General features: G+C 52.4%; 19 protein-coding genes. 6 read left to right on the top strand and 13 right to left on the bottom strand.

From position 1 onward, the window contains the following. Positions 1-4: 4 nt before the first annotated feature. From pqiA to rlmKL, 3 genes are read right to left on the bottom strand one after another with little or no spacing between them, the layout of a single operon-like run. Entirely contained in the window at positions 5-1,258 is a 1,254-nt protein-coding gene (gene pqiA / locus NMC31_RS02135; RefSeq protein ID WP_253896781.1) for a membrane integrity-associated transporter subunit PqiA, read from the bottom strand. 15 nt (positions 1,259-1,273) lie between these two features. After that, positions 1,274-3,181, bottom strand: coding sequence for an ABC transporter ATP-binding protein (locus tag NMC31_RS02130; RefSeq protein WP_253896780.1), 1,908 nt, complete (start codon positions 3,179-3,181; stop codon positions 1,274-1,276). 12 nt (positions 3,182-3,193) lie between these two features. Then, positions 3,194-5,299: a bifunctional 23S rRNA (guanine(2069)-N(7))-methyltransferase RlmK/23S rRNA (guanine(2445)-N(2))-methyltransferase RlmL gene (rlmKL, locus tag NMC31_RS02125; RefSeq protein WP_253896779.1), complete on the bottom strand. Its 2,106-nt coding sequence runs from the start codon at positions 5,297-5,299 to the stop codon at positions 3,194-3,196. Positions 5,300-5,397: 98 nt separating this feature from the next. On the opposite strand from rlmKL, the gene NMC31_RS02120 reads away from it, so the two are divergent. Further along, positions 5,398-6,507 (top strand): YcbX family protein, encoded by a 1,110-nt coding sequence (locus tag NMC31_RS02120; RefSeq protein ID WP_253896778.1) that lies wholly within the window; start codon positions 5,398-5,400, stop codon positions 6,505-6,507. Here NMC31_RS02120 and zapC read toward each other — a convergent pair. From zapC to NMC31_RS02075, 9 genes are all read right to left on the bottom strand, one after another. Continuing rightward, the gene (gene zapC, locus NMC31_RS02115) at positions 6,504-7,046 is read right to left on the bottom strand and encodes a cell division protein ZapC (RefSeq protein ID WP_253896777.1); all 543 of its coding nucleotides are present in this window, start codon (positions 7,044-7,046) and stop codon (positions 6,504-6,506) included. The genes NMC31_RS02120 and zapC overlap by 4 nt on opposite strands. Positions 7,047-7,211: 165 nt before the next feature. Then, positions 7,212-8,222: a quinone-dependent dihydroorotate dehydrogenase gene (pyrD, locus tag NMC31_RS02110; protein WP_149461530.1), complete on the bottom strand. Its 1,011-nt coding sequence runs from the start codon at positions 8,220-8,222 to the stop codon at positions 7,212-7,214. Positions 8,223-8,332: 110 nt separating this feature from the next. Beyond that, positions 8,333-9,016: a fimbria/pilus periplasmic chaperone gene (locus NMC31_RS02105; protein ID WP_253896776.1), complete on the bottom strand. Its 684-nt coding sequence runs from the start codon at positions 9,014-9,016 to the stop codon at positions 8,333-8,335. Further along, positions 9,009-9,518: a fimbrial protein gene (locus NMC31_RS02100; RefSeq protein ID WP_253896825.1), complete on the bottom strand. Its 510-nt coding sequence runs from the start codon at positions 9,516-9,518 to the stop codon at positions 9,009-9,011. Before NMC31_RS02100 ends, NMC31_RS02105 begins: the two co-directional genes overlap by 8 nt. Before the next feature lie 10 nt (positions 9,519-9,528). Next, positions 9,529-10,071 (bottom strand): fimbrial protein, encoded by a 543-nt coding sequence (locus NMC31_RS02095; RefSeq protein ID WP_366938200.1) that lies wholly within the window; start codon positions 10,069-10,071, stop codon positions 9,529-9,531. Positions 10,072-10,083: 12 nt separating this feature from the next. Further along, on the bottom strand, positions 10,084-11,151 hold the full coding sequence (locus NMC31_RS02090; RefSeq protein WP_436649308.1) for a fimbrial protein: 1,068 nt from the start codon (positions 11,149-11,151) through the stop codon (positions 10,084-10,086). Continuing rightward, a complete protein-coding gene (locus tag NMC31_RS02085; protein WP_253896774.1) occupies positions 11,148-13,742 on the bottom strand; it encodes a fimbrial biogenesis usher protein in 2,595 nt (864 codons plus the stop codon). Before NMC31_RS02085 ends, NMC31_RS02090 begins: the two co-directional genes overlap by 4 nt. 24 nt (positions 13,743-13,766) lie before the next feature. Then, positions 13,767-14,450, bottom strand: coding sequence for a fimbrial biogenesis chaperone (locus tag NMC31_RS02080; RefSeq protein WP_253896824.1), 684 nt, complete (start codon positions 14,448-14,450; stop codon positions 13,767-13,769). A 68-nt stretch (positions 14,451-14,518) separates the two neighbouring features. Further along, entirely contained in the window at positions 14,519-15,070 is a 552-nt protein-coding gene (locus tag NMC31_RS02075; RefSeq protein ID WP_253896773.1) for a fimbrial protein, read from the bottom strand. Positions 15,071-15,416: 346 nt separating this feature from the next. Here NMC31_RS02075 and ssuE point away from each other — a divergent pair, with 346 nt between their 5' ends. Then, entirely contained in the window at positions 15,417-15,986 is a 570-nt protein-coding gene (gene ssuE, locus NMC31_RS02070; RefSeq protein WP_253896772.1) for an NADPH-dependent FMN reductase, read from the top strand. A gap of 39 nt (positions 15,987-16,025) precedes the next feature. Here ssuE and pepN read toward each other — a convergent pair whose 3' ends face one another. Then, positions 16,026-18,638, bottom strand: a complete 2,613-nt coding sequence (pepN, locus tag NMC31_RS02065; protein ID WP_253896771.1) for an aminopeptidase N — start codon at positions 18,636-18,638, stop codon at positions 16,026-16,028. A 265-nt stretch (positions 18,639-18,903) separates the two neighbouring features. Between pepN and pncB the strand changes: the two genes are divergently transcribed. The 4 genes from pncB to NMC31_RS02045 all read left to right on the top strand — a co-directional run bounded on the left by pncB (position 18,904) and on the right by NMC31_RS02045 (position 24,729). Continuing rightward, positions 18,904-20,106, top strand: a complete 1,203-nt coding sequence (gene pncB, locus NMC31_RS02060; RefSeq protein ID WP_253896770.1) for a nicotinate phosphoribosyltransferase — start codon at positions 18,904-18,906, stop codon at positions 20,104-20,106. A gap of 165 nt (positions 20,107-20,271) precedes the next feature. Beyond that, positions 20,272-21,672: an asparagine--tRNA ligase gene (gene asnS, locus NMC31_RS02055; RefSeq protein ID WP_253896769.1), complete on the top strand. Its 1,401-nt coding sequence runs from the start codon at positions 20,272-20,274 to the stop codon at positions 21,670-21,672. 598 nt (positions 21,673-22,270) lie between these two features. After that, the gene (locus NMC31_RS02050; protein WP_149461525.1) at positions 22,271-23,353 is read left to right on the top strand and encodes a porin; all 1,083 of its coding nucleotides are present in this window, start codon (positions 22,271-22,273) and stop codon (positions 23,351-23,353) included. 185 nt (positions 23,354-23,538) lie between these two features. Beyond that, entirely contained in the window at positions 23,539-24,729 is a 1,191-nt protein-coding gene (locus NMC31_RS02045) for an amino acid aminotransferase (protein WP_149461524.1), read from the top strand. Positions 24,730-24,906 lie beyond the last annotated feature (177 nt).

Genomic DNA, 24,906 nt, shown 5'->3' with positions numbered 1-24,906 from the left:
GCTATTACGATTCCTCATGGCTTGATTCCGGATCCCGATCCCACGACAGTCGAGGATCAAAGGTCATTGCGGAAAACATGGTCATTATCACGACCAGCGCAAACATCAGTGCGCCCATCGCCGGGTAGATATTCATCAGTCCGCCCATTCTTACTAATGCAGAAAGCACTGCGATGACAAACACATCAATCATCGACCAGCGCCCTACGAATTCCACCACTTCATAAATCAGATGCATGCGCTCGCTGTCACGACGGCCATGCCCTTTCGCATCCCAGCAGAGCCACGCGATAGCAATCATCTTCAGCGTAGGCACCATAATACTGGCAATAAAAATGACCATTGCCACCGGGTATGAGCCTTCACTCCACAGCAAAATCACCCCGGCGAGAATCGTCGAAGGCATTTTGTCGCCCAGCAGATCGGTAATCATGATCGGCAGAATATTCGCCGGAAGATAAAGAATGATAGAAGTCACCAGCAGCGCCATCGTCCATTGCAGGCTGTTTTTGCGGCGCACGTATCCTTTTGAATGACAACGCGGACAAACGTGTTCATCAGCAGGCAAAATCGCGGTGCAACACGCACATGAACGCAGCCCCTGGCGAATCCCCGTTACACCGGGCTGAGGTTCGGTTTGAAGCACCGGCATCGGGGCAATGTCGTCCCATAACCAGCGGCGATCGACGCACTGAAAAGTGCGCAATTGCAGGAGGCAGAAAAGACACCAGGGAATGAAACTGCTGCCAATACCAATATCACCGTAGGCCATCAGCTTCACAAAACTGACCAGCACCCCAGCGAGAAAGATTTCTGCCATGCCCCAGGATTTTAACTGGAAGAGGATTCTGGCCAGATAGGCTTTCACACGAACCGGCATTTTTACCCGATTCACCAGCAATAAAATGGTGACCAGGCAAAAAGCAGGCACGAGCTGGACAAACAGCATAAAGAAGGTGCCCAGGCTGGCGTAATCTTCGGTAAACAGCACGCGCGGAATTTCCAGCAGCTCAATTTCGCTGTTAACCCCCGCCACCTTCATGTAAATGAAGGGGAAGAGATTAGCCAGCACCAGCATGAAAAGCGCGACAATGGCATAAGCAGTGGGACGCGTTCTCGGCTCGTCCCATACAGTGGTCAGCGTCGTGCCGCAGCGCGGGCACTCCGCTTTATGTCGATGTTCAAGGTGCGGCAACGCCACCAGCATGTCACATTGACGGCACAGAATATGCCGCGCGGCATGATGTTGATCGCACATGAAAACTCCTCAGTATCAGGCACCGTTTTTTAACGCTTCCAGATATTCCCAGCGTTCAAACGCCTCTTCTAACGCCTGCTCGGCCTGCGCCAGTTCAGACAACACTTTTTGCGTATGGTCGTGCGGCTGGCTGAAGAAGGAGGCATCAGCCACCTGGACCTGCAACGATTCCAGATTCGCCTCAAGATCTTCCAGCTTTTGCGGAAGCTGTTCCAGCTCGCGCTGCAGGTTATAGCTTAATTTGGTACTGGTTCGCTTGACAATTTCTGCTTTAGGCTGCGTCGCTTCGGCTGTTTTCTTAACAATAGCTTGTTTTTGCGCCTGTGATTGGCTCTGTTGTCCACGCGCATCGTGATAACCGCCGACATACTGACCAATTTTACCGTCGCCTTCGAAGATCCAGCATTCCGTCACTGTGTTATCAACAAATTGACGATCGTGGCTCACCAGTAAAACGGTGCCCTGATAGCCATCAATCAGCTCTTCCAGCAGTTCGAGCGTTTCGACATCCAGGTCGTTGGTCGGTTCATCGAGAATCAACAGGTTGCTGGGTTTGAGGAACAGGCGTGCCAGCAGAAGACGATTACGTTCACCACCAGATAGCGCTCGCACAGGCGTCATGGCACGTTTTGGATGGAACAGGAAGTCTTGCAGGTAGCCAAGAACGTGGCGCGGTTTCCCGTTCACCATCACTTCCTGCTTACCTTCCGCAAGGTTGTCCATCACCGTTTTATCCGGGTCCAGCTCTGCACGGTGCTGGTCAAAATAGGCGACTTCCAGCTTGGTTCCAACGTGAATGCGCCCACTGTCGGCCTGCAATTGACCCAGCATCAGTTTCAACAAGGTGGTTTTACCGCAGCCGTTCGGGCCAATCAGCGCGATTTTATCGCTGCGCTGTACCTGCGCAGAGAAATCTTTCACCAGCACTTTACCGTCGACCTGGTAATTCACGTCTTCCATTTCAAAGACGATTTTACCGGAGCGAGACGCTTCTTCGACCTGCATTTTGGCGCTGCCCATCACTTCGCGGCGTGCGCTACGTTCATTACGCATCGCTTTCAGTGCGCGAACGCGGCCTTCGTTACGGGTTCGCCGCGCTTTGATGCCCTGGCGGATCCACACTTCTTCCTGGGCCAGTTTGCGGTCGAATTCAGCGTTTTGTAATTCCTCCACGCGCAGCGCTTCTTCTTTCTCAAGCAGATACTGATCGTAATTCCCCGGGTAGGTAACCAGCTTGCCGCGATCGAGATCGACAATACGGGTGGCCATATTGCGGATAAACGAACGGTCGTGCGAGATGAAAATAATGGTGCCTTTGAATGTCTTCAGGAACCCTTCCAGCCAGTCGATGGTTTCGATATCGAGGTGGTTTGTTGGTTCGTCAAGCAACAGCACGCGCGGTGCGCTAACCAGCGCCCGGCCCAGCGCCGCTTTGCGCAGCCAACCGCCGGAAAGCGACGCCAGTTCCATATTCGGCTCAAGCCCTAACTGATCAAGCACTTCGTTGATACGGTTTTCAAGCTGCCATAAACCGTGGTGATCCAGTTGTTCCTGGATCTTCGCCAGTTCCTGCAAATTCTTGTCGCTTGGGTCCGTCATCACCAATTGCGAGACATCGTGATAACGCTTCAAATAAACAGCCTGTTCTTCAATACCTTCGGCAACGAAATCATACACGCTGCCCTGGACGTTGCGCGGCGGGTCCTGTTGCAGACGCGCCACAACCAGGTCCTGTTCGTAAATAATGCGTCCGTCGTCCAGACCCTGCTCGCGGTTAAGGATCTTCATCAACGTCGATTTGCCCGCGCCGTTACGACCAACCAGGCAGACTCGTTCGTTATCTTCGATATGCAGTTCGGCATTATCGAGGAGCGGCGCATCGCTGAACGACAGCCACGCGCCATGCATACTAATTAATGACATTCTTTATTCCTTTCAGGCTGCGGTAATCAGCCAGCAGTTGTGGATCTGACGGTTACGGGCGAAATCCTGAGACTGTGTTTTATGGGTAATGTCTTGTGCTTTCAGTCCCAGTTCGGTCAGGCCGTCGTGATCCATACGGAAACCGCGTTTGTTGTTCGAGAACATGATGGTGCCGCCTTTACGCAGCAGACGCTTCAGGTCTTTCATCAGGCGCAGGTGATCGCGCTGTACATCAAACGCATCTTCCATACGTTTTGAGTTGGAGAAGGTCGGCGGATCGATGAAGATCACGTCAAACTGTTCGTCTGTATCGCGCAGCCAGGCGAGCACATCCGCCTGCATCAGACGATGAGCACGACCGGTCAGGCCATTCAGACGCAGGTTACGCTCGGCCCATTCAAGATAGGTGCGTGACATATCCACCGTGGTCGTGGACCGCGCACCGCCGAGGCCCGCGTGAACGCTGGCGCTACCGGTGTAGGAGAAGAGGTTAAGGAAATCTTTGCCTTTGCTCATCTGACCCAGCATGCGACGGGCGATGCGGTGGTCGAGGAACAGGCCCGTATCGAGATAATCCGTCAGGTTAACCCACAGGCGGGCGTTATATTCGCTCACCTCCATGAAGTCGCCCTTCTCGTTCATTTTCTCGTACTGATTTTTGCCTTTCTGGCGCTCGCGGGTTTTCAGCACCAGCTTGTTTGGCGCGATGCCCAGCACGGCGATAGTTGCGGCAATAATATCAAACAGGCGCTGACGTGCTTTGTGCACATCAACGGTTTTCGGCGGCGCATATTCCTGCACAACGACCCAGTCAGCATAGCGATCGACCGCCACGTTATACTCCGGCAGGTCAGCATCGTACAGGCGATAGCACTCAATGCCTTCCTGCTTCGCCCACTTCTCCAGTTTCTTGAGATTTTTGCGCAGACGGTTGGCGTAGTCTTCCGCGACAGTGGCCTTCACCTCACCGGTGCTTTCCGACACGTGATAGTTCTTCTGGATACAATCCAGCGGGCCGTTTTTGGCTTTAAACTGGCGTTCAGCACGCAGCGACACGCAGCTCAGCAGTTCCGGCGAGGCGCTGAACAGCGACAGATTCCAGCCGCCAAACTGGTTTTTCATGATGCGGCCCAGCAGGCTGTGCAGGGCAATCAGCGCCGGTTCGCTCTCCAGACGCTCACCGTATGGCGGGTTGCTGATAACGGTACCGTACGGGCCTTTCGGCAATGGATTCGTCAGTTGCGCCACATCTTTTTGTTCGAAGGTAACCAGCTCGCCAATACCGGCGCGGCGGGCGTTACTGCGCGCAATATCCACAACACGGCGGTCGGTATCAGAGCCATAAAAACGGGACTCGTAAGCCGCAAGGCCTGCCCGTGCGCGGGTTTGCGCATCGGCTTTCACTTCCTGCCAGATAGCGTCGTCGTGCTGTGCCCAGCCGCCAAAGCCCCAGTGGCCGCGATGCAGCCCTGGCGCGCGATCGGTCGCCCACATCGCCGCTTCAATCAGCAGCGTTCCGGAACCACACATCGGATCGAGCAGTGGCGTACCCGGCACCCAGCCAGAACGCATGACAATTGCCGCCGCCAGGTTCTCTTTGATGGGTGCCAGACCAGTGCGATCGCGGTAGCCGCGAAGATGCAGGCCCTCACCGCTCAGATCGAGAGAGATAAACGCCTTCTCTTTGTTCAAACGCACGTTGATGCGCAGATCCGGATTGTCGCGATCGACATTCGGGCGTGGCAAATTCTTGCGCGTAAACGCATCGACGATGGCGTCTTTTACTTTCAGCGCACCGTACTGGCTGTTACGGATCTCATCGTTCAGCCCGTTGAAGCTCACAGCAAAAGTGGCGTTCGGGGTAAAGATCTCCGTCCAGTTGATCGTCTGCACGCCGAGATAGAGGTCAAGATCGCTCCAGACACTGCACTCGCCCAGCGGCATCATGATGCGCGACGCCAGGCGACTCCACATCAGGCTTTGATAAAGAAGGCGCGTGTCTCCCTGAAAATGGACCCCACCCTGGGTTACTTTGCACTCTTGCGCGCCCAGACCTTCCAGTTCAGTTTTTAACAGCTCTTCCAGCCCACGGGCCGTACTGGCAAACAGAGAATTCATATCATCACTTTTACTTGCAGAAAATTGTTGCGCATTATAGCCAATCTCGGCCCCATGTCATAAAGTTAAAGGCTTATTTCTGACTCAGGGAATGCGTCATGCTGACGTTATCGCGACTTTTCATTCACCCGGTGAAATCCATGAGGGGTATCGGGCTCACTCACGCCTTTGCTGATATCAGCGGAATGGCATTCGACCGCATCTTTATGGTGACCGAACCCGATGGCACGTTTATCACCGCGCGACAGTACCCGGCGATGGTGCGCTTCACCCCCGCTATTCTCCGCGACGGTCTGCATTTAACCGCACCCGATGGTAGCAGCGCATTGGTGCGTTTTGCCGATTTCACTGCGCAGGCTGCGCCAACGGAAGTGTGGGGCAACCATTTTACCGCCCACATCGCTCCGGATGCGATCAATCAATGGCTCTCGCCATTCTTTAAACGCGATGTGCAGTTGCGCTGGCTTGGCGACACGCTCACTCGCCGCGTAAAACGTCACGATGCGGTGCCGCTCTCCTTTGCCGATGGTTTCCCCTACCTGCTGACCAACGAAGCCTCGCTGCGCGATTTACAGCAGCGCTGCCCGGCCAGCGTCAAAATGGAGCAGTTCCGTCCGAATCTGGTGGTGACCGGTGCGCAGGCATGGGATGAAGATACCTGGAAGACCATTCGCATTGGCGAAGTCGTTTTTGACGTGGTGAAGCCGTGCAGTCGCTGCATTTTCACCACCATTAGCCCGGAACGAGGCCAGAAGCATCCGGCAGGCGAACCGCTGCATACGCTGCAGGCTTTCCGCACCGCGCAGGATAATGGCGACGTCGATTTCGGCCAGAACCTGATCCCGCGTAACAGCGGCGTGGTTCGCGTGGGTGATGAAGTGGAAATCCTTTCCACCGGGCCAGGCAAACTCTACGGGGCGGGGGCAGATGACGACGCGCTCGCCGTCGAAGATAACGCGGCCACGAAAGTGAAAATTGACTGGCAGGGACAAACCTTTAACGGGAATAACCAGCAAGTGTTACTGGAACAGCTTGAACAGCAGGGAATTCGTGTTCCCTACTCCTGCCGCGCGGGAATTTGTGGGAGCTGCCGCATTACGCTGGAAGAAGGTGAAGTGAGCCCGCTCAAGAAGAGCGCGATTGGCAACGATGGCACCATCCTGTGCTGTAGCTGTGTGCCAAAAACCGCGTTGAAATTGCGCAGTTAAACCGCCTGCTCCAGGCTGTAACCCGCCAGGCCTGGCTGGGGTTGCAGCCTGTCATTCATCACTTTGATAGCATCGCCCAACTGCATCGTTCGCCCGGCCAGCACCAGCCCAGGCTGGGCCAGCAGACATAGCGCGGCGTTATCACCCGGCTCGACCACCAACAGATTGACCTGTTGATCGGTATCGCTCAGCCAAACGCATGCCGCATCACCCGTCACCGGGGACCAACAATCGCCATGGGCGCGGAAATGCCAGCTTTTCGGCATTTGCGGCTTCAGGAAGCGAATCGCCACCAGCGCATTAAGAATGAGTTCAGCGCGATGTTCTTTAGAGAGTTCGAGGTCGCGGCATTTTTCTTCAAAGGAGAAATAGAGCGCCGCGTCGTCAACGCAGAATCCGGTAGGGTCGAAGGCATCGGGAGTTAACATCCGGCGAGCAAAACGCGAACGGAACAACATGCCATTGGCTAAATCGAGCATCATACGATCGTGCTCTTCATCATAATACCAACGCCAGTTATCGTCTGGTTTAATTCGCATTGTCCGCTCCCCTCATTTCAGCATCCGTTTGCTGTGTAATCTTTCCCGCGTCGTTTTTACTACCTAAATAATAAAAGACTAAAATGTTTAAATAAGCAACAATGAGGAAATATAAAGCAACCAGGGCTTAAAATAAAGCCCTGGTTCACATAATGAGATAAAAGATTAGATGTGGGTAACGATTTCTTTAATCAGCGGTGGGCCTTTAAAAATAAACCCGGAATAGATCTGCACCAGTGTCGCCCCGGCAGCAATCTTCTCACGGGCGGCAATAACGGAGTCAATTCCGCCTACGCCAATAATAGGCAAGCGCCCGTTTAATTCGCCGGAAAGCATACGGATAATTTCGGTGCTTTTTAATTGCAATGGACGACCACTCAGTCCACCGGTTTCATCGCAATTTTTCATCCCCTGGACCAGAGAACGATCCAGTGTGGTATTCGTTGCGATCACCCCATCAATATTATGGCGAACTAAACTATCGGCAACCTGGATCAACTCTTCAACAGAAAGATCCGGCGCGATCTTCACTGCCACAGGAACATATTTATGATGTTTCGCCTGAAGTTCAGCCTGTTTATTTTTAATACTGGAAAGCAGATCGTCAAGCGCGTCACCATATTGCAGTGTACGCAGCCCAGGGGTATTTGGCGAAGAGATATTGATGGCAATATATCCAGCATAAGCATAGATTTTTTCCATACAAATCAGATAGTCATCTTTACCCTGCTCAACCGGCGTATCTTTATTTTTACCGATATTAATACCCAGCACGCCGTCGAAATGTGCTTTTTTAACGTTCTCAACCAGGTTATCAACACCCAGGTTATTAAAGCCCATACGGTTGATCAGACCTTCGGCATCAACCAGACGGAAGATCCTCGGCTTATCGTTCCCCGGCTGTGGACGCGGGGTAACGGTGCCGATTTCGATCGAACCAAACCCCATCGCACCGAGCGCATCGATGCACTCGCCATTTTTGTCCAGACCGGCCGCCAGACCCAGCGGATTTTTGAAGGTCAATCCCATACAGCTCACCGGTTTTGAAGGCACTTTCTGGCGAACCAGCGCTTCAAACGGCGTTCCGGTTACCCGGCGTAATGATTGAAAAGTAAATTCATGAGCGCGCTCAGGATCGAGCTGGAAAAGGGCTTTACGAACGAAGGGGTAGTACATGAACTCTCCTGGATTCCCGGTGTGCAAACCGGGGGCGTATTATGTGCGATTGTGCACAAAAAGGGAATTGACCAGGAACAAAAAAAACGCAAACGTTTTCATCCAAATCTTCAGGGAAGACGCTGTTCGGTTATCGGCGTAAAACCGCCCAGATCGTTAAACGTACGCCAGCGTAAAGTACAGGTCGTTTGTGTGGCGCACCAGCTAAAGTGGCGCTGCGCCAATGGCGGAAGAACACCCGCATCATTAACCAACTGACCGTTCACAGTTACCTGCGTCAGATTGATATAAAAAGGCGTCGGGTTTTCAGCTATCACGCCCTGTGGCTCACGGCGCCAGGTTACTTTCTGCCACGCTTGCTCAGGATCTCCTTTCAATGAGGCTGGACGCCAGAAAAGTTTAAAAGAGGAGCGTAGCGCCACCTTCACGCTACGATCTTCAACCCTCCCCGACGGAATCGACGCGACACTCAGTGCAAACAGCATTTCGCGATCGTTCGGCATGGAGGCATCCGTTTTTACCAGTCGAATCGTCCCGGTCGAGCCTGGCGGTAGTAAAAACAGTGGGGGCGTGGCTAAAACCGGTAGCTGCCCGTGAAAAGCATTCACCCCTGCCCATACGGTGGGCGTACTGATTTTGCTGTTAATCAGCCAGGGTTGATTGCTGGTATTGGTAACTGAAATAGTTCGGGTCTCGACAGAAGACGGAAAAACGAAGCGTGTTCCCCCCACTACCACGCCCGCATCGCTGATACCCGATACCATGCACAGCACTAACAGGGCAAGTCTAGTCATAGCGCACCACAAAAGTCGCGCTGGCGTTCACAGCCCCTGAGTTAATTTTTCCGGCTGTCGGGCGAAGCTGCGCATAAAATGTCAGCGCCACTTTACCCTGTTTCAATGGATAAGATTTGCTCTCCTGCATTAACGGTATAAGACATTGCGCGTCATCAAGAATTGCTACCGCCAGCCCCGTTGCGGCATCACTGCTGGCGTCTATCGCCAGCAAATCAGGTTGGGTGGTATCCGGGTCGCCAGAGAAAGTAACATTGGCGGCGTTCACATCGGCGCCACATTGTTCAAGATTGATAGTGAACACCTTTTCTGCCGATGGGCGTCCCTGAACAAATTGGCTAACGGAAAGTGTGCCAAGAGGGATCTGAATCGCTTTACTGTCCTGCGCCAAAATGCAGGTGTTGCTATGGAATGTGCCACTAATATTAATGGTGCCATCGTGAGCAAAGGCAAGGCGAGAACACATTACCAGAGCAAAAGTAAGATATTGCGCGCTTTTCATCGTCATCGGCCTACTCATACACCAGGTCAAAATAGAGCACCGCGGTGGCATTTCCGCCCGTTGCCCCCTCTTTCGTGGATTTATAGCGCAGCTTGTATTTCAGCTCATTATCTCCGGCCTTGAGAGGACTACGCGCAGTCAGGCTGTTCAGCGGGATCTCCTCCTGGGTTTGCGCGTCAATAATTTGCACCGCGATACCGGTTGCCATATTACCGTTACCGCCGGTATCGGTCAGCTTAAGCAACGTGGGGGCCAGCGGATCGGATTCACCGCTAAAATAAACTCTGGCATCCTGTATACCTGCCGCACAACCGGTAATACCAATCGTTAAATCCGCTGACGCGCTGACGGCATTGGCCGCCTGAAAATCACTGATATTGAAATCGCCAATGAAAACATTCTGCATCGCGCTACTGGTAACCACGTCACAACCCTGATCGATAATGTTACCGTAGATGTGCATATTCACCTGATCAGTGCCTTTTAGATTGCCAAACGCGCAACACGCATACAATGCAAGCAGGACAGGAAGACATAACGATCGGTAAGTCATTTAGTTCGCACCTCAGTCAAAATCGATACGAACCGATGCCGTCGCCTCGAAACTGCCAATTTCCGGCGGAATGCCCGTGGTGCTGACGGGAAAAACATTCATTTTTGCGTAAGCATCCTGGTTATCGGGTATCGACAGTGAGATAGCGCCGCCATCTGGCGATACCACATTGCCCTGCGAATCCGTCACCAATACGCCAACTCCTGGCCGGGAGGTTTTAATTGCTTGCGGATAGTCGCTGTCACGGGTTGCGGTAAGGCTGAGATTCACATTCACCAACCCGTTGTTGCCGGTATTGCATCTCACCGGTATCGAAAGCGCCACCGTTTTTGCGTCCGTCGGTTTCTGCCCCTGCACTTTAAAATTAGCGGCGAAAACATCGCCCAGATCGACCTCGATCGTCTTTCCGGCGTTTACCGAGCAGGATTGAAGCGAATTAATGGTGCCTGAGAGAAAATAGGTCAGCACCGGAGCCCCCGTCGCGGTACAGCTATTGCTGGATGGAATGTTGTAACACTCATAAAGGCGCGCAAGCACCATATTAGGGATAATCACCGTCCCCACGAAAGGTTGCAGTATCTTGAGCGAAAAATAGCCGCTGTTGCCACTGGATCCGGTGCCACCCAGTCGTTGACCGCCGGGATCACAAATATGCCAGCGTGTATCTGCACTGGTGCCGATATTTTCGAAGGGAACTTCACTCGGCGAATTACCTTTAACGCCTAACCATACCTGCGCGGCCAGATAATCGTTGATTTTATACCAACTATCGCCCAGCACAGGGAGCGGGGAATCCGCTGCGAATGCCCAGAGTCCATTTCTCACCGCATTTCCATCACAATCGCAGGATACGTAATAATCGTTGGCCTCATTCCAGCTATAAAAATGCGTCTTAACGGCTCCGGCCTGGTTATCTTCTTCCGAAAGCGTACTGACACCAAAATTTACGCCTATATAAGGATTTCCGCTGGCTGTGTGGCATTTCCCGGTGTAAGCCATCGTTCTCGCGCTTACCAACATGAGAATGCCCATCAAAAGCATCGTCATAATTCGTTGCATGCAACTGTTTCCTCTACTCATTCGCATACTGCATTTCTGCGCGTAATCGGCGCGGTTATCTGTTGCGCCGTCAAGGTAAATTTCAACTGACACTGTTGCTCACGCGCGTCGCCCCAGCGTATGGTGATACTCCCCTTTTCGGGCAGGCCTGACATATAAAGCGAGCCGTCATCATCCACAATGCCGCTGACCTTGTCGGCATTGTCCAGGGTTGCCATCGCGCCAAAGCGTAAGGGTTTACCTTTCATCAGGGGGCTAAACAGCACCCGCGCGCCGACATGTGCGTTAAATCTCGCACGAACCAATGCACCTTTAGTTGGCACTACGTTCACTACCGCGTTTTCGATATCCACATTTTGTTTTAAAGAGGCGGTATCCAGCGCAATACGGTTTTCACGGTACGGCGTGGCGTAGGGCAGCAGTGAGTTGCCTTGCCCATCCGTACTGATGCCGGTGTAGTTGGCGACCTTGGTTTTTTCTGCGCCAGGCGCCGAGAGCAGCACGTTGGTTTCGCCCAGCGATTGACCAAGCGTGACGCCTTCGGAATGCACAATCACGCTGCCGGATACTCCATAGTTCACCTGCTGCTGATTGCCGTTGTCGCTGTAGCTGTAGCCGACTTTCGATTCGCCCCACGATCCTTTGTAATCCAGACTCGCGTTTCCGCTGGCGCTTTCTCCCTGACTGACATAACCCTGTTGCACGCTATAGCTGAGATTGTCGTCATCCAGTAATGAGCCGGAAACACCGACGTTTTGCGTCACGTTGCCATCGTTGTCGGCGCTGGTATTCAAGGTCATCCAGGAGGAGTGGCCCCGGTTGTTCATATTGCCTCTGGACGACGAAAGCCACTGGCCCAGTGGCAGTGAGACATTAAGCGCGAAGACCTGATCAGCAGACGGTTGCCCGTGAGACTGGCTGTAGTTCCACGATAATCCCAGCGTGATGTCCTTGAGCTGCGTGTTGTAACCGAATTGCAATAACCGGTCCTGCTCATCCGTGTTCCAGTAAGTTTGCTCGCTACCACTCAGGTAGAATGAGCCATAGTCACCAAGCTGCTGGGAAATGTTAATTTGCAGCTTCCCGCGCTTGCTGTAGTAAAGGTTGTAGTAACGCGCCCACAACGGCGTGTCATCGTCCTCGCTCTGCGTATACCCCTCCATACGGTGATACATGGTATCGGCAAGGGTATAAAAGCCGGACGTTGAATAGCGATAACCCATCAACTGGAAATTGGTACCGTAGGGGTTCAGCGTTTTCGCGTACAAAAACCGCCAGGATTGCCCCTGATAATCCTGATTGTTGGCAAGCGTACTCTTCGCCCATGTGCCATCCACTGAAATAGCGCCAAGTTCACCGAAGTTGAACCCCAGCCCCAGCATAGCCGCACGATAATCTTCTGAGAATTGCCCGCCGCCATACCAGGTTACGCCCAGGGGGCCGCCCCATTGCAGCGTCGCCTGAACAAACGCTTTTTCATCCTGATCGTTACTGTTGCTGCGATAATTCGCAATGTTCAGGGCGTATTTTAATCGCCCCTTCCGCTGAAGAAGCGGTACGCTGGAGTAGGGGATGGTGTAACGATTGAGGGTGCCATCGGACTCTTTTACTTCAACCTGCAGGTCGCCGCTGGAGGCGCTGGAAAACAGGTCGTTAATTTCGAATGCACCGGGAGGTACATAGGTTTGATATACCGTGTAGCCATTTTGTCTAATGGTCACCTGCGCATTGCTTTGGGCGATACCGCGAACGGTAGGCGCAAAACCGCGCAAGCTATCGGGCAGCATGTTGTCGTCCGAGGACAGCTGCACGCCGCGAAAACCGACGCTATCAAAAAAATCGCCCCCGGTGTAGCTGTCTCCGACGGTTAATTCGCCTTTAAGGGGAATAATCGCATACTGTGCGTAGCTGCTGATATTCTGCCACTGGCCCGATTCATCCTGACCATAGCTCCAGGTAGAGTTATTGCGTAATCGCCAGCCCGCAAGATTCAATCCACTGTTAAGGTTCAGGAAGTAGTTGCTATCGCCGCCGTTTTCATTGCTACTCTGCACGCCATTCGCGCCACTAAAGGAATATCCCAGCAGAAAGGCATTGATTCCACGATCCCATCGTTCGGGTGGAACGAATCCCCTGGCATCATTTTTGACAGCAATTTGCGGCACGGAAATCTCCAGTCGAAGCTGCCGGGCATCGAATTTGACGCCGGCGTCGGGGATGACTTTTGCAAGCTGGACACACGTGTCGTCATCCAGCGCGTTAAACGCTGGAAACACCGTAGTGTTCACGCCAATCTCGCTGAGATAGCCCTTATTCAGACAAGGTTCAATTTGATGATTGTCTTCATTGGCGACAAATTCGATGTCGCGAGTGGCAACGAAGCTTTGGTTGAAGATGACATCAACCCGATACCTGCCAGGCGCAATTTGCTGCCCTTTTTCAAAACGTGAAAGGTCAGCGACCAGCGACGGATCATCTTTAAAGAATGCGGGATCAAACCAAGTCTCAGCCAGCGCACTCAGTGATGTTGAGGCAAATATCGCCATCCCGCCTAAAAAGCAGGTAATCGTACTGACAAGCAGATGACAGCGCTGGCGTTGGGTACTCGGCATTTCACGTCCGGAAGTGTCAATCCGTTAGGATTTGCACGTCATAGACGGCGTTTCAGCGCCATAGTCATTGATGGTTCGGTAGCTTACTTTCTGATTAGCAGCGCCTTTTGGCACATCAAAACGGAAGCTGTTAAGCGGCGATACCATCTGGTTCTTTACACTCTTACCGCCAAGCGTCAACCCGGTCAGCGTGATGTAATAGGGTGTAGGATTATGAATAGTGACGCTCTGCCCAGACCAATCGCAACGCAGTTTTTCTGCCGCCTGATTAACAGAAATTGAGAGACCTTTCGGTCGCCAGAACAACTTAATGACGCTCTGGGTGGCAATTTTTAACATGCTCCCCTCTTCTTTCTTTGTCGTTGATGGTACCGCGCGCACGCTTGCGTAAAATAACGATTCACGATCTTTAGGTAACACAGGCCCGACGTACATAATTCGCAGTAAATTTTCACTGGTAGGGTTAAGTACAAATAACGGTGGCGTCGTGATAAAGTCCTGCGTTTTTTTATTATCGGGCATCATCACCCATGCCTGAATTAAATACGGTACGGTTTTACTGGTATTTCTGACACTCAATGCAACCTGCGCATCACCCTCGTTGTAAATGACCCGTGTCGCGCCTACTCCCACACCGCCGCTATCGGCAGCCCAGGCGGAAGCACTGAGTGTTAATACGCCAATAAAACTCACGGTAGCCCTGCTCATCGCTCTACGGGTGTTCACTGGAAGGTACCTTTCGCGTTTTTTGACCTTTAAGAATAAAAGGCAAAAAATCAGTAGTAGTTAATATGGAACGTGGTCGCAACCTCAACGGTACCCGCCGTGGCTTTCCCCGTCGCGACGTAATCTGCTTTGAAGGTTATCGTTTGGTCAGATGTAGCCGCGAGCGTAATACCATTTTGTGCAGTTTCGGTATTAGGCATAATTTTCGTTGTGCCATCAGGCATATACATCTGTACCGCGACATTCGTCGCCGCGCCAGCGCCAGAATTCTGATTCTTAAACGCGGTGATGACTGCGGGATCAGCTTCTGCGGTGAAGGTGAATGCCGCATTGCTGGTCACCGTGTTGTCACAGTCCTTCAGGTTAATCGGAATATCTTTTTTCACACCAGACTCCTGGCCCAGGGTTTGTAGTTTTGTCGCACTCACCTTTTCCATCGCAACAGAGCCGGATTGGCTCTCTGGTGCAATGGTGCAGGCCGGGGCAACAACTTCCCCAGTGATCGTCAGGCTACCATCTGTTACAGCATTATCATCGGCTGCCAGGGCACTACCACATCCCAGAATCGTGCCCATTGATAAAATCAATATGTTTGTCCGCATGTATACCTCCATTTAATAAACACATGGTTCATTGATTAAAATAAAATATTGGTGCATATAAACAGATACACTCGTCCTTATGCAACTGAATTGAGTTTTTAGAAAAAATTAATTGATTATTGCTGAGTGATATATTTAACAGGCAAATTCATTTTCACATCAATCCAACAAACTTAAAGCATTCTGAAAACTTTCCGGCGTTTGTCACGAACATAAAATACGTTAGCGCATATCCATTTATCAGAATTCGTTTAGCTGAAAAAGCATTTAGAAATCGTATTATTGTCTGCGAAACTTCCCTTAACACTGTTAAGCAAAACACACATTATAGTTGCAAGGAGGTTGTATGCGCGTCATCACCTTAGCGGGAAGCCCGCGTTTTCCCTCACGTTCCAGCGCATTGCTGGAGTACGCACGTGAAAAACTGGCAGCGGTAGACGTTGAGGTTTGCCACTGGCATTTGCAAAATTTCGAGCCAGAGGATTTGCTTTATGCACGTTTTGACAGCCCGGCGCTGAAAACGTTGACCGAGCAACTGGCCCAGGCCGATGGCTTGATCGTCGCCACGCCTGTCTACAAAGCATCATTTTCCGGTGCGTTAAAAACGCTGTTGGATCTGCTTCCCGAGCGCGCGCTGGAGGGGAAAGTGGTGTTGCCATTGGCAACAGGCGGGACGGTTGCTCATATGCTGGCGGTGGATTACGCGCTGAAACCGGTACTGAGCGCATTGAAAGCGCAGGAGATCCTGCATGGCGTGTTTGCCGACGACAGTCAGGTTACGGATTACCAGCACAAACCGAACTTCAGCCCTAACCTGCAGGGGCGTCTGGATAGTGCGCTGGAGACATTCTGGCAGGCGTTGCACCGTCGCGATATTCGCGTTCCGGCGTTCCATCAGCAATTTGAACATGCGTAAAAATGCCGGGTGGCGGTGACGCCTTACCCGGCAATGTCATTACGCTAACGCTTTGGTGAGCTTCTCGTACAGATCCCCGGAAAGATTCTCCAGCCCTTTCAGCTGTTCCAGCGCCGCACGCATCAGCGCCTGACGTTTTGCATCATAGCGTTTCAGGCGGATCAGCGGCTCAATCAGGCGTGAAGCCACCTGCGGGTTACGACTATTGAGTTCAGTCAGCATCTCAACCAGGAACTGATAGCCGCTACCGTCAGGCGCGTGGAACGCAGCCGGATTACTGCTGGCGAATGCGCCAATCAGTGAGCGTATACGGTTCGGGTTGTTCATGGTGAATGAGCGGTGATTCAACAGCTTGCGCACCGTTTCCAGCACGTTATCCGCCGGGCTGGTGGCTTGCAGGATGAACCATTTGTCCATCACCAGGCCATCCTGATGCCATTTGTCGTCGTACTCCTGCATCAGCGCATCGCGGCACGGCAGCTCTGCCGCAACGGATGCAGCCAGTGCCGCCAGCGCATCGGTCATGTTGTCGGCCTGATGATATTGCTGACGTACCAGTTTGTCCGCCAGCTCACGCTCGCCAAATGCCAGGTAGCGCAGACAGGTGTTACGCAGCGAACGCTTGCCGATATCTTCATGTTCAACGCGATACTCCGGCAATTTGTTGGCGTTATAGATAACCAGGAATTCATCTGCCAGTTCATTGGCAAGCGTGCGGGTCAGCGCTTCGCGAACGGCAGCGATGGCGATCGGGTCGATAACATCGAACAGTTCTGCGATTTCGTTGGCCGACGGCAGGGTCAGAATCTCAGCCGCCAGCGCCGGGTCGATTTTCTCATCCAGCAGGATGGCGCGGAACGCATCAGCCACATGCACAGGCAGCGACAACGGCTGATTCTGCTGGTGACGGTTGACGTTAATCTTGATGTAGTTGGCCAGCAGGCTTTGCGCCGCATCCCAGCGGGAGAAGTCGTTACGGGCATGACGCATCAGGAAGGTTAACTGCTGATCGCTCCACTTATATTCCAGCTTAACGGGGGCTGAAAACTCGCGCAGCAGCGACGGCACCGGCTGGAAGTAGACGTTATCGAAGATAAAGGTCTGCTCTGACTGGGTGACGTTGAGCACGTTATGTACCGGATGCCCGTCTTTCTGCAACGGGATCACCTTACCTTCGTTATCATACAGTTCGATATCGAATGGGATGTGCAGCGGCTGTTTTTCCTGCTGCTCTGCCGTCGCCGGCGTACGCTGGCTAATGGTCAGCGTGTACTGTTCGGTTTCCGGGTTGTAATCATCATGCACGCTGACAATTGGCGTACCAGACTGGCTATACCAGCGGCGGAAATGCGACAGATCAACGTTGGAGGCATCCTCCATCGCCTGTACAAAATCATCACAGGTTGCGGCACTGCCGTCATGACGTTCGAAGTAGAGCTGCATCCCTTTCTGGAAATTCGCTTCCCCCAGCAGGGTATGCAGCATGCGAATCACTTCCGCGCCCTTCTCGTAGACGGTCAGGGTGTAGAAGTTGTTCATCTCGATAACACTATCCGGGCGAATCGGATGCGCCATCGGACTGGCATCTTCTGCAAACTGCAACCCGCGCATAGTACGCACGTTATTGATGCGATTCACCGCGCGCGAACCGAGGTCGGAGCTGAACTCCTGGTCGCGGAAAACGGTTAAGCCTTCTTTCAGGCTGAGCTGGAACCAGTCGCGGCAAGTGACGCGGTTCCCGGTCCAGTTATGGAAATATTCGTGACCGATGACGCGTTCGATATCGAGATAATCTTTATCCGTCGCGGTGTCGGTACGCGCCAGCACATATTTGGAGTTAAAGATGTTGAGACCTTTATTCTCCATCGCGCCCATATTAAAGAAATCAACGGCGACAATCATATAGATGTCGAGGTCGTATTCGAGGCCGAAACGCTCCTCATCCCATTTCATGGAGTTTTTCAGTGAGGTCATCGCCCACGGCGCGCGATCAAGGTTGCCGCGATCGACAAACAGCTCCAGCGCCACCTGGCGCCCGGAACGGGTGGTGAAGGTATCGCGCAGGACATCGAAGTCGCCCGCCACCAGCGCGAACAGATAGCACGGTTTCGGGAACGGATCCTGCCACTGCACCCAGTGACGGCCATTGTCCAGCTCGCCTTGCGCGACGCGGTTGCCGTTAGACAGCAGGAACGGATACTTCGCTTTATCGGCGGTAATTTTGGTAGTGAAACGCGCCAGAACGTCCGGGCGATCGAGATAATAAGTGATGTGACGGAAACCTTCCGCCTCGCATTGCGTACACAGCGCTTCGCCAGACTGGTAAAGCCCTTCCAGCGCGGTGTTCGACGCCGGGCTGATTTCATTCACAATTAGCAGCGTAAAACGCTCTGGCAAGCCGCTGATAACCAGTTGCTTCTCTTCTTCTTTATAGTTCGTCCACTGCTCGCCGTTCACATGTACGGAAATAAGCGTCAAATCTTCGCCATCCAGACGTAGCGGCACATCGGACGCTGCATGACGGGAAACCTGGCTTTGGGCCGTCACGACGGTTTTTGCGGCATCCAGGTCAAAGGCCAGGTCGATATCACTGATCAGGTAGTCCGGCGCACGGTAGTCGTGGCGGTACTTGGCTTGGGGCTGTTGTGTCATAAAAAACCTTTAGCGTCGTTTGTAAAATGTCGTATCCAGTCTATTCCTGTTGTTTAAATCGCGCTACGCAGAATCTTCATCTTTTCCAGACAAATACCAAAAATTGCTACATTTGGATAACACACTGGCACGAAATGCCCTAGCCCGTTAGCAGGCCTTATGATGTGATCGGGGTTCAATAAATGAATAAACAAGGTATACTCCTGCTAATCTCCCTGTTGTTTATTTTACTAAACGCTCCTGTGAGAGGATGCTATTGCGCACCATGACTCAATTCGTGACTCCTGTTCTGCATTCGTTGCTTGATACGGATGCCTACAAACTGCACATGCAGCAGGCGGTGTTTCACCACTACTACGACGTAAACGTCGCGGCGGAATTCCGCTGCCGTGGTGACGATCTGCTGGGCATTTATGCTGATGCCATTCGGGAACAGGTAGACGCTATGCGCTCGCTGAGGCTCAGTGATGAGGAATATCACTGGCTTTCCGGGCTGCCCTTCTTTAAAGAAGATTACCTGACCTGGCTGCGCGATTTTCGCTATGACCCGCAACAGGTGACCGTCACCAATGATAACGGCAAGCTGAACATTCGGCTCGATGGCCCGTGGCGTGAAGTCATTATGTGGGAAGTGCCGCTACTGGCGGTGATAAGCGAGCTGGTTCATCGCTATCGTTCGCCGGAAGAAGGCGTACCGCAGGCGCTTGAAATGCTTGAGCATAAACTCACTGATTTCACGCGTATGACCGCAGACCTTGATATGTCCGCGTTCCGCCTGATGGATTTCGGTACCCGTCGTCGTTTCTCCCGCGAGGTGCAGGAAGCGATCGTCAAACGTCTCCAGCAGGAGACGTGGTTCACTGGTACCAGCAACTACGATCTCGCTCGTCGTCTTGACCTTACCCCAATGGGTACACAGGCGCACGAGTGGTTCCAGGCGCATCAGCAAATCAGCCCCGACCTCGCGACCAGCCAGCGTGCGGCACTGGCGGCCTGGCTTGCCGAGTATCCAGATCAGCTGGGGATCGCGCTCACCGACTGCATTACCATGGACGCGTTCCTGCGTGATTTCGGGCCGGAATTTGCGACCCGTTATCAGGGGCTACGCCACGATTCTGGCGACCCGGTTGAATGGGGCGAAAAAGCGATCGCCCACTATGAGAAACTGGGTATCGACCCGCACAGCAAAGTGCTGGTGTTCTCGGATAATCTCGATTTGCCCAAAGCGGTCGACCTCTATCGTCATTTCTCTTCACGCGTTAACCTGAGCTTCGGTATTGGTACCCGTCTTACCTGCGATATCCCCCAGGTAAAACCACTGAATATCGTCATTAAACTGGTGGAATGTAACGGCAAGCCGGTCGCAAAACTCTCTGATAGCCCAGGGAAAACCATCTGTCACGACAAGGCGTTCGTTCGCGCATTGCGCAAAGCCTTCGACCTGCCACAGGTCAAAAAGGCGAGTTAATCACCAAAGGGAGCCATTTGGCTCCCTTCTTCTTTATTAATTTCTGAATTCTCTCCTTCACAGTGCGAAATCTGCTTGTCTGATGGCGGATGACAGGTAACATAGATACCTCCCTTTTCAGGGAGCAACTTATTCTTTATTGGACAACTTTACAGAGAGACTATTATGAGCGTTGTGCCTGTAGCCGACGTACTCCAGGGCCGTGCCGCCGTTGACAGCGAAGTCACCGTGCGCGGATGGGTACGTACTCGCCGAGATTCAAAAGCTGGCTTTTCCTTCCTCGCCGTCTATGACGGTTCCTGCTTTGATCCTGTACAGGCCGTTATTAATAATTCTCTGCCCAATTACAATCAGGAAATCCTGCGTCTGACCACCGGTTGCTCCGTGGTCGTCACCGGTAAAGTCGTGGCGTCTCAGGGCCAGGGCCAGAGCTTCGAAATCCAGGCGACAAGCGTGGAAGTGACCGGTTGGGTGGAAGATCCTGATACCTACCCGATGGCGGCTAAACGTCACAGCATCGAATACCTGCGTGAAGTGGCGCACCTGCGTCCGCGCACCAACCTGATTGGCGCGGTGGCACGCGTTCGCCATACGCTGGCACAGGCGCTGCACCGCTTCTTCGATGAGCAGGGTTTCTTCTGGGTGTCCACCCCGCTGATTACCGCATCCGATACCGAGGGCGCTGGCGAAATGTTCCGCGTCTCCACGCTGGATATGGAAAACCTTCCGCGTAACGACCAGGGGAAAGTCGATTTCGATAAAGACTTCTTCGGTAAAGAGTCTTTCCTGACCGTTTCCGGCCAGCTGAACGGCGAAACCTACGCCTGCGCGCTGTCAAAAATCTACACCTTCGGCCCGACCTTCCGCGCTGAAAACTCCAACACCAGCCGCCACCTGGCCGAGTTCTGGATGCTGGAGCCGGAAGTGGCTTTTGCCGATCTGGAAGATAACGCCGCGCTGGCGGAAGCCATGCTGAAATATGTCTTCAAAGCGGTCCTTGAAGAACGCATGGATGACATGAAATTCTTCGCTGAACGCGTGGACAAAGAAGCCATCGAACGTCTGCAACGCTTTATCGAGGCGGATTTCGCACAGGTGGATTACACCGACGCGGTCGCCATCCTCGAAAACTGCGGCCAGACCTTCGAAAACCCGGTTTACTGGGGCGTTGACCTCTCTTCCGAACATGAACGTTACCTCGCTGAGAAACACTTCAAAGCGCCGGTGGTAGTGAAAAACTATCCGAAAGAGATCAAAGCGTTCTACATGCGTCTTAACGACGATGGTAAAACCGTCGCGGCGATGGACGTGCTGGCCCCGGGCATCGGTGAAATTATCGGTGGTTCACAGCGTGAAGAGCGTCTGGATGTGCTGGATGCCCGCATGGCAGAGATGGGCCTGAACAAAGAAGATTACTGGTGGTACCGCGATCTGCGCCGTTACGGCACCGTTCCGCACTCTGGCTTCGGTCTGGGCTTCGAACGTCTGATTGCCTATGTAACAGGCGTACAAAACGTCCGTGACGTGATTGCCTTCCCAAGAACGCCGCGTAACGCCAGCTTCTAAATCTCCGTACTCCCAATAAGGCCAGCAAATGCTGGCCTTTTTTATGCCCTTAACGTAAATCTTCGTCAATTACCTTAAGGATCAACCCCCTACGCCACGTAGTTTGTTACATCCCATTTCTGTTAACGTTTGCGCACAAAAAATGTGCAATTTCTTATGGATTTTAGAAATACCTGAGCAGATAGCATTATTTTTAAGCGAAACCACCGCCATTTCGATACTTAACTTTAACATTTCTGGCAGCTCATATTTACATCAACATGCTCAATAAACAACCATGCCAGAGATTAAAGATAAGAAATTCATATAGATATCCATCATTTCGCTTAATACTTCCCTAACTCCAACAGAACTTTGAGTTGTCTCACAAAGTTCCTTATTTTTAAATTTTTGTTACACATAATTTCTTTTTGTTACTTAATTAGGATATTTGTAGCACTTTCAGGCTAGCGAAACGGTGGTTTGAATGGAAATATGCCTCTCAGACACAAAAAGACACCAAACTATCATCAATGTTTCTGTAAATTTTTATTGACAGAAGTTATTGGCGGCAGTGGCGAGTGTCGATATAAAAAAAACCTAATGAGGGTAATAAATAATGATGAAGCGCAATATCCTGGCAGTGGTGATCCCTGCCCTGCTGGTAGCCGGTGCAGCTAACGCTGCAGAAATCTACAACAAAAACGGCAACAAACTGGACTTTTACGGCAAAATGGTCGGTGAGCATGTGTGGACCACCAATGGTGACACCAGCAACTCTGATACCACCTATGCCCGTATTGGTGTGAAAGGGGAAACGCAAATTAACGAACAGCTGACCGGTTACGGTCAGTGGGAATACAACATGGATGCATCCAATGTTGAAGGCTCCCAAACCACTAAAACCCGTCTGGCCTTCGCAGGCCTGAAAGCCGGTGAATTCGGCTCTTTCGACTACGGTCGTAACTACGGCGCTATCTACGACGTTGAATCCGCAACCGATATGCTGGTTGAGTGGGGCGGCGACGGCTGGAACTACACCGATAACTTCATGACTGCACGTACTAACGGCGTAGCAACCTACCGTAACTCTGACTTCTTCGGCCTGGTCGATGGTCTGAGCTTCGCGGTACAGTATCAGGGTAAAAACGAAGATCGTAACATTCAGAAGCAGAATGGCGACGGCATCAGCACCTCTGCAACGTATGCCTTTGGTGAAGGCTTCGCGGTCTCCGCGGGCTATGCAAACTCTAACCGCACCATCGATCAGAAAACCCAGGCCTTCAGCGCCAGCGGCGACAAAGCTGAAGCGTGGGCGACCTCTGCGAAGTACGATGCCAACAACGTCTATGCGGCTGTCATGTACTCTCAGACATACAACATGACCCCGGAAGACACTGGCTTTGCCAACAAAACCCAGAACATTGAAGCAGTGGTTCAGTACCAGTTCGACTTCGGCCTGCGTCCCTCCGTTGGCTACGTACAGTCTAAAGGTAAAAACCTGGCTTCCCGCCCTGGCTTCGAAGGCGGCACTGCTGACCTGCAGAAATATGTCGAAGTGGGCACCTGGTACTACTTCAACAAAAACATGAACGTCTATGCAGCGTATAAATTCAACCTGCTGGACGAAAACGAGTACACCGCAGCCACTGGTCTGTCTACCGACGATCAGGCAGCCGTGGGTATCGTGTACCAGTTCTAATCAGTACGCCACTTTGTTATATGCACAGGAAACAGGGCTTCGGCCCTGTTTTTTATATTTCAGCCAGTTAAAAATCGCGACTTTTGAAAAGGCTCGCGCTTTTCATTGCAAACGGTTGGCATTTTGTAAATCTGCCGTTAACCTGATAGCGGATTTCTCCAAGTCACTCATAAATGGAACCCGTCATGTTTGAGAACATTACAGCCGCCCCTGCCGACCCAATTCTGGGCCTGGCCGATCTGTTTCGTGCCGACGACCGCCCGAGCAAAATCAACCTTGGGATTGGAGTTTACAAAGATGAGACCGGTAAAACCCCGGTTCTGACCAGCGTTAAAAAAGCGGAGCTTTATCTGCTGGAAAATGAAACGACCAAAAACTACCTCGGTATTGATGGTATTCCAGAGTTTGGTCGTTGCACGCAAGAGCTGCTGTTCGGTAAAGGAAGTGAGATCGTCAATGCCAAACGCGCCCGCACGGCGCAAACGCCTGGCGGTACTGGCGCACTGCGCGTGGCGGCAGATTTCCTCGCTAAAAACACCAGCGCGAAACGCGTTTGGGTAAGCAACCCGAGCTGGCCAAACCATAAAGGCGTCTTTAACGCTGCGGGTCTGGAAGTTTGCGAATATGACTACTATGACGCACAGAACCATGCGCTCAATTTTGATGGCCTTGTTGCCAGCCTGAACAATGCTCAGGCCGGCGATGTGGTGCTGTTCCACGGCTGCTGCCATAACCCGACCGGTATCGATCCGACGCTGGAACAGTGGCAACAGTTGGCGAAGATTTCTGCCGAGAAAGGCTGGCTGCCGCTGTTCGATTTCGCCTACCAGGGCTTCGCTCGCGGTCTGGAAGAAGATGCTGAAGGTCTGCGCGCGTTCGCCGCGCTGCATGATGAGCTGATTGTTGCCAGCTCCTACTCTAAAAACTTCGGTCTGTACAACGAACGTGTTGGCGCCTGCACACTGGTCACCCGTGATGCGGACAACGCCGATCGCGCCTTTAGCCAAATGAAGTCGGTGATTCGTGCTAACTACTCGAATCCGCCAGCTCACGGTGCATCCGTTGTCGCGACCATTCTCAGCAATGATGCTCTGCGCGCTATCTGGGAACAGGAACTGACCGACATGCGTCAACGCATTCAGCGCATGCGTCTGCTGTTTGTGAACACGCTGCAGGAGAAAGGCGCAAACCGCGACTTCAGCTTTATCACTAAACAAAACGGGATGTTCTCGTTCAGCGGCCTGACCAAAGATCAGGTGCTGCGTCTGCGTGAAGAGTTTGGCGTGTATGCGGTAGCTTCTGGCCGTATCAACGTCGCGGGTATGACCCCGGACAACATGGCCCCGCTGTGCGAAGCCATTGTCGCCGTGTTGTAAGACGAGTCAGATGAAATAAAAAGGCCGCAAAAGCGGCCTCATATTGCTGACAAAGTGCGCGCGGTTCTTGCCGGATGCGGCGTAAACGCCTTATCCGGCCTACGAAATAGTGCAAATTTGATATATTGCAGAAACGTTGTAGGCCTGATAAGCGCTGCGCATCAGGCAAAAAAGGCC

The sequence above is a fragment of the Pseudocitrobacter vendiensis genome, from assembly GCF_943590815.1.
GTDB classification, from domain to species: Bacteria; Pseudomonadota; Gammaproteobacteria; order Enterobacterales; family Enterobacteriaceae; genus Pseudocitrobacter; species Pseudocitrobacter vendiensis.
Note: the sequence above shows the minus strand (reverse complement) of the source record. Positions and strands in the feature narration are given on the sequence as shown.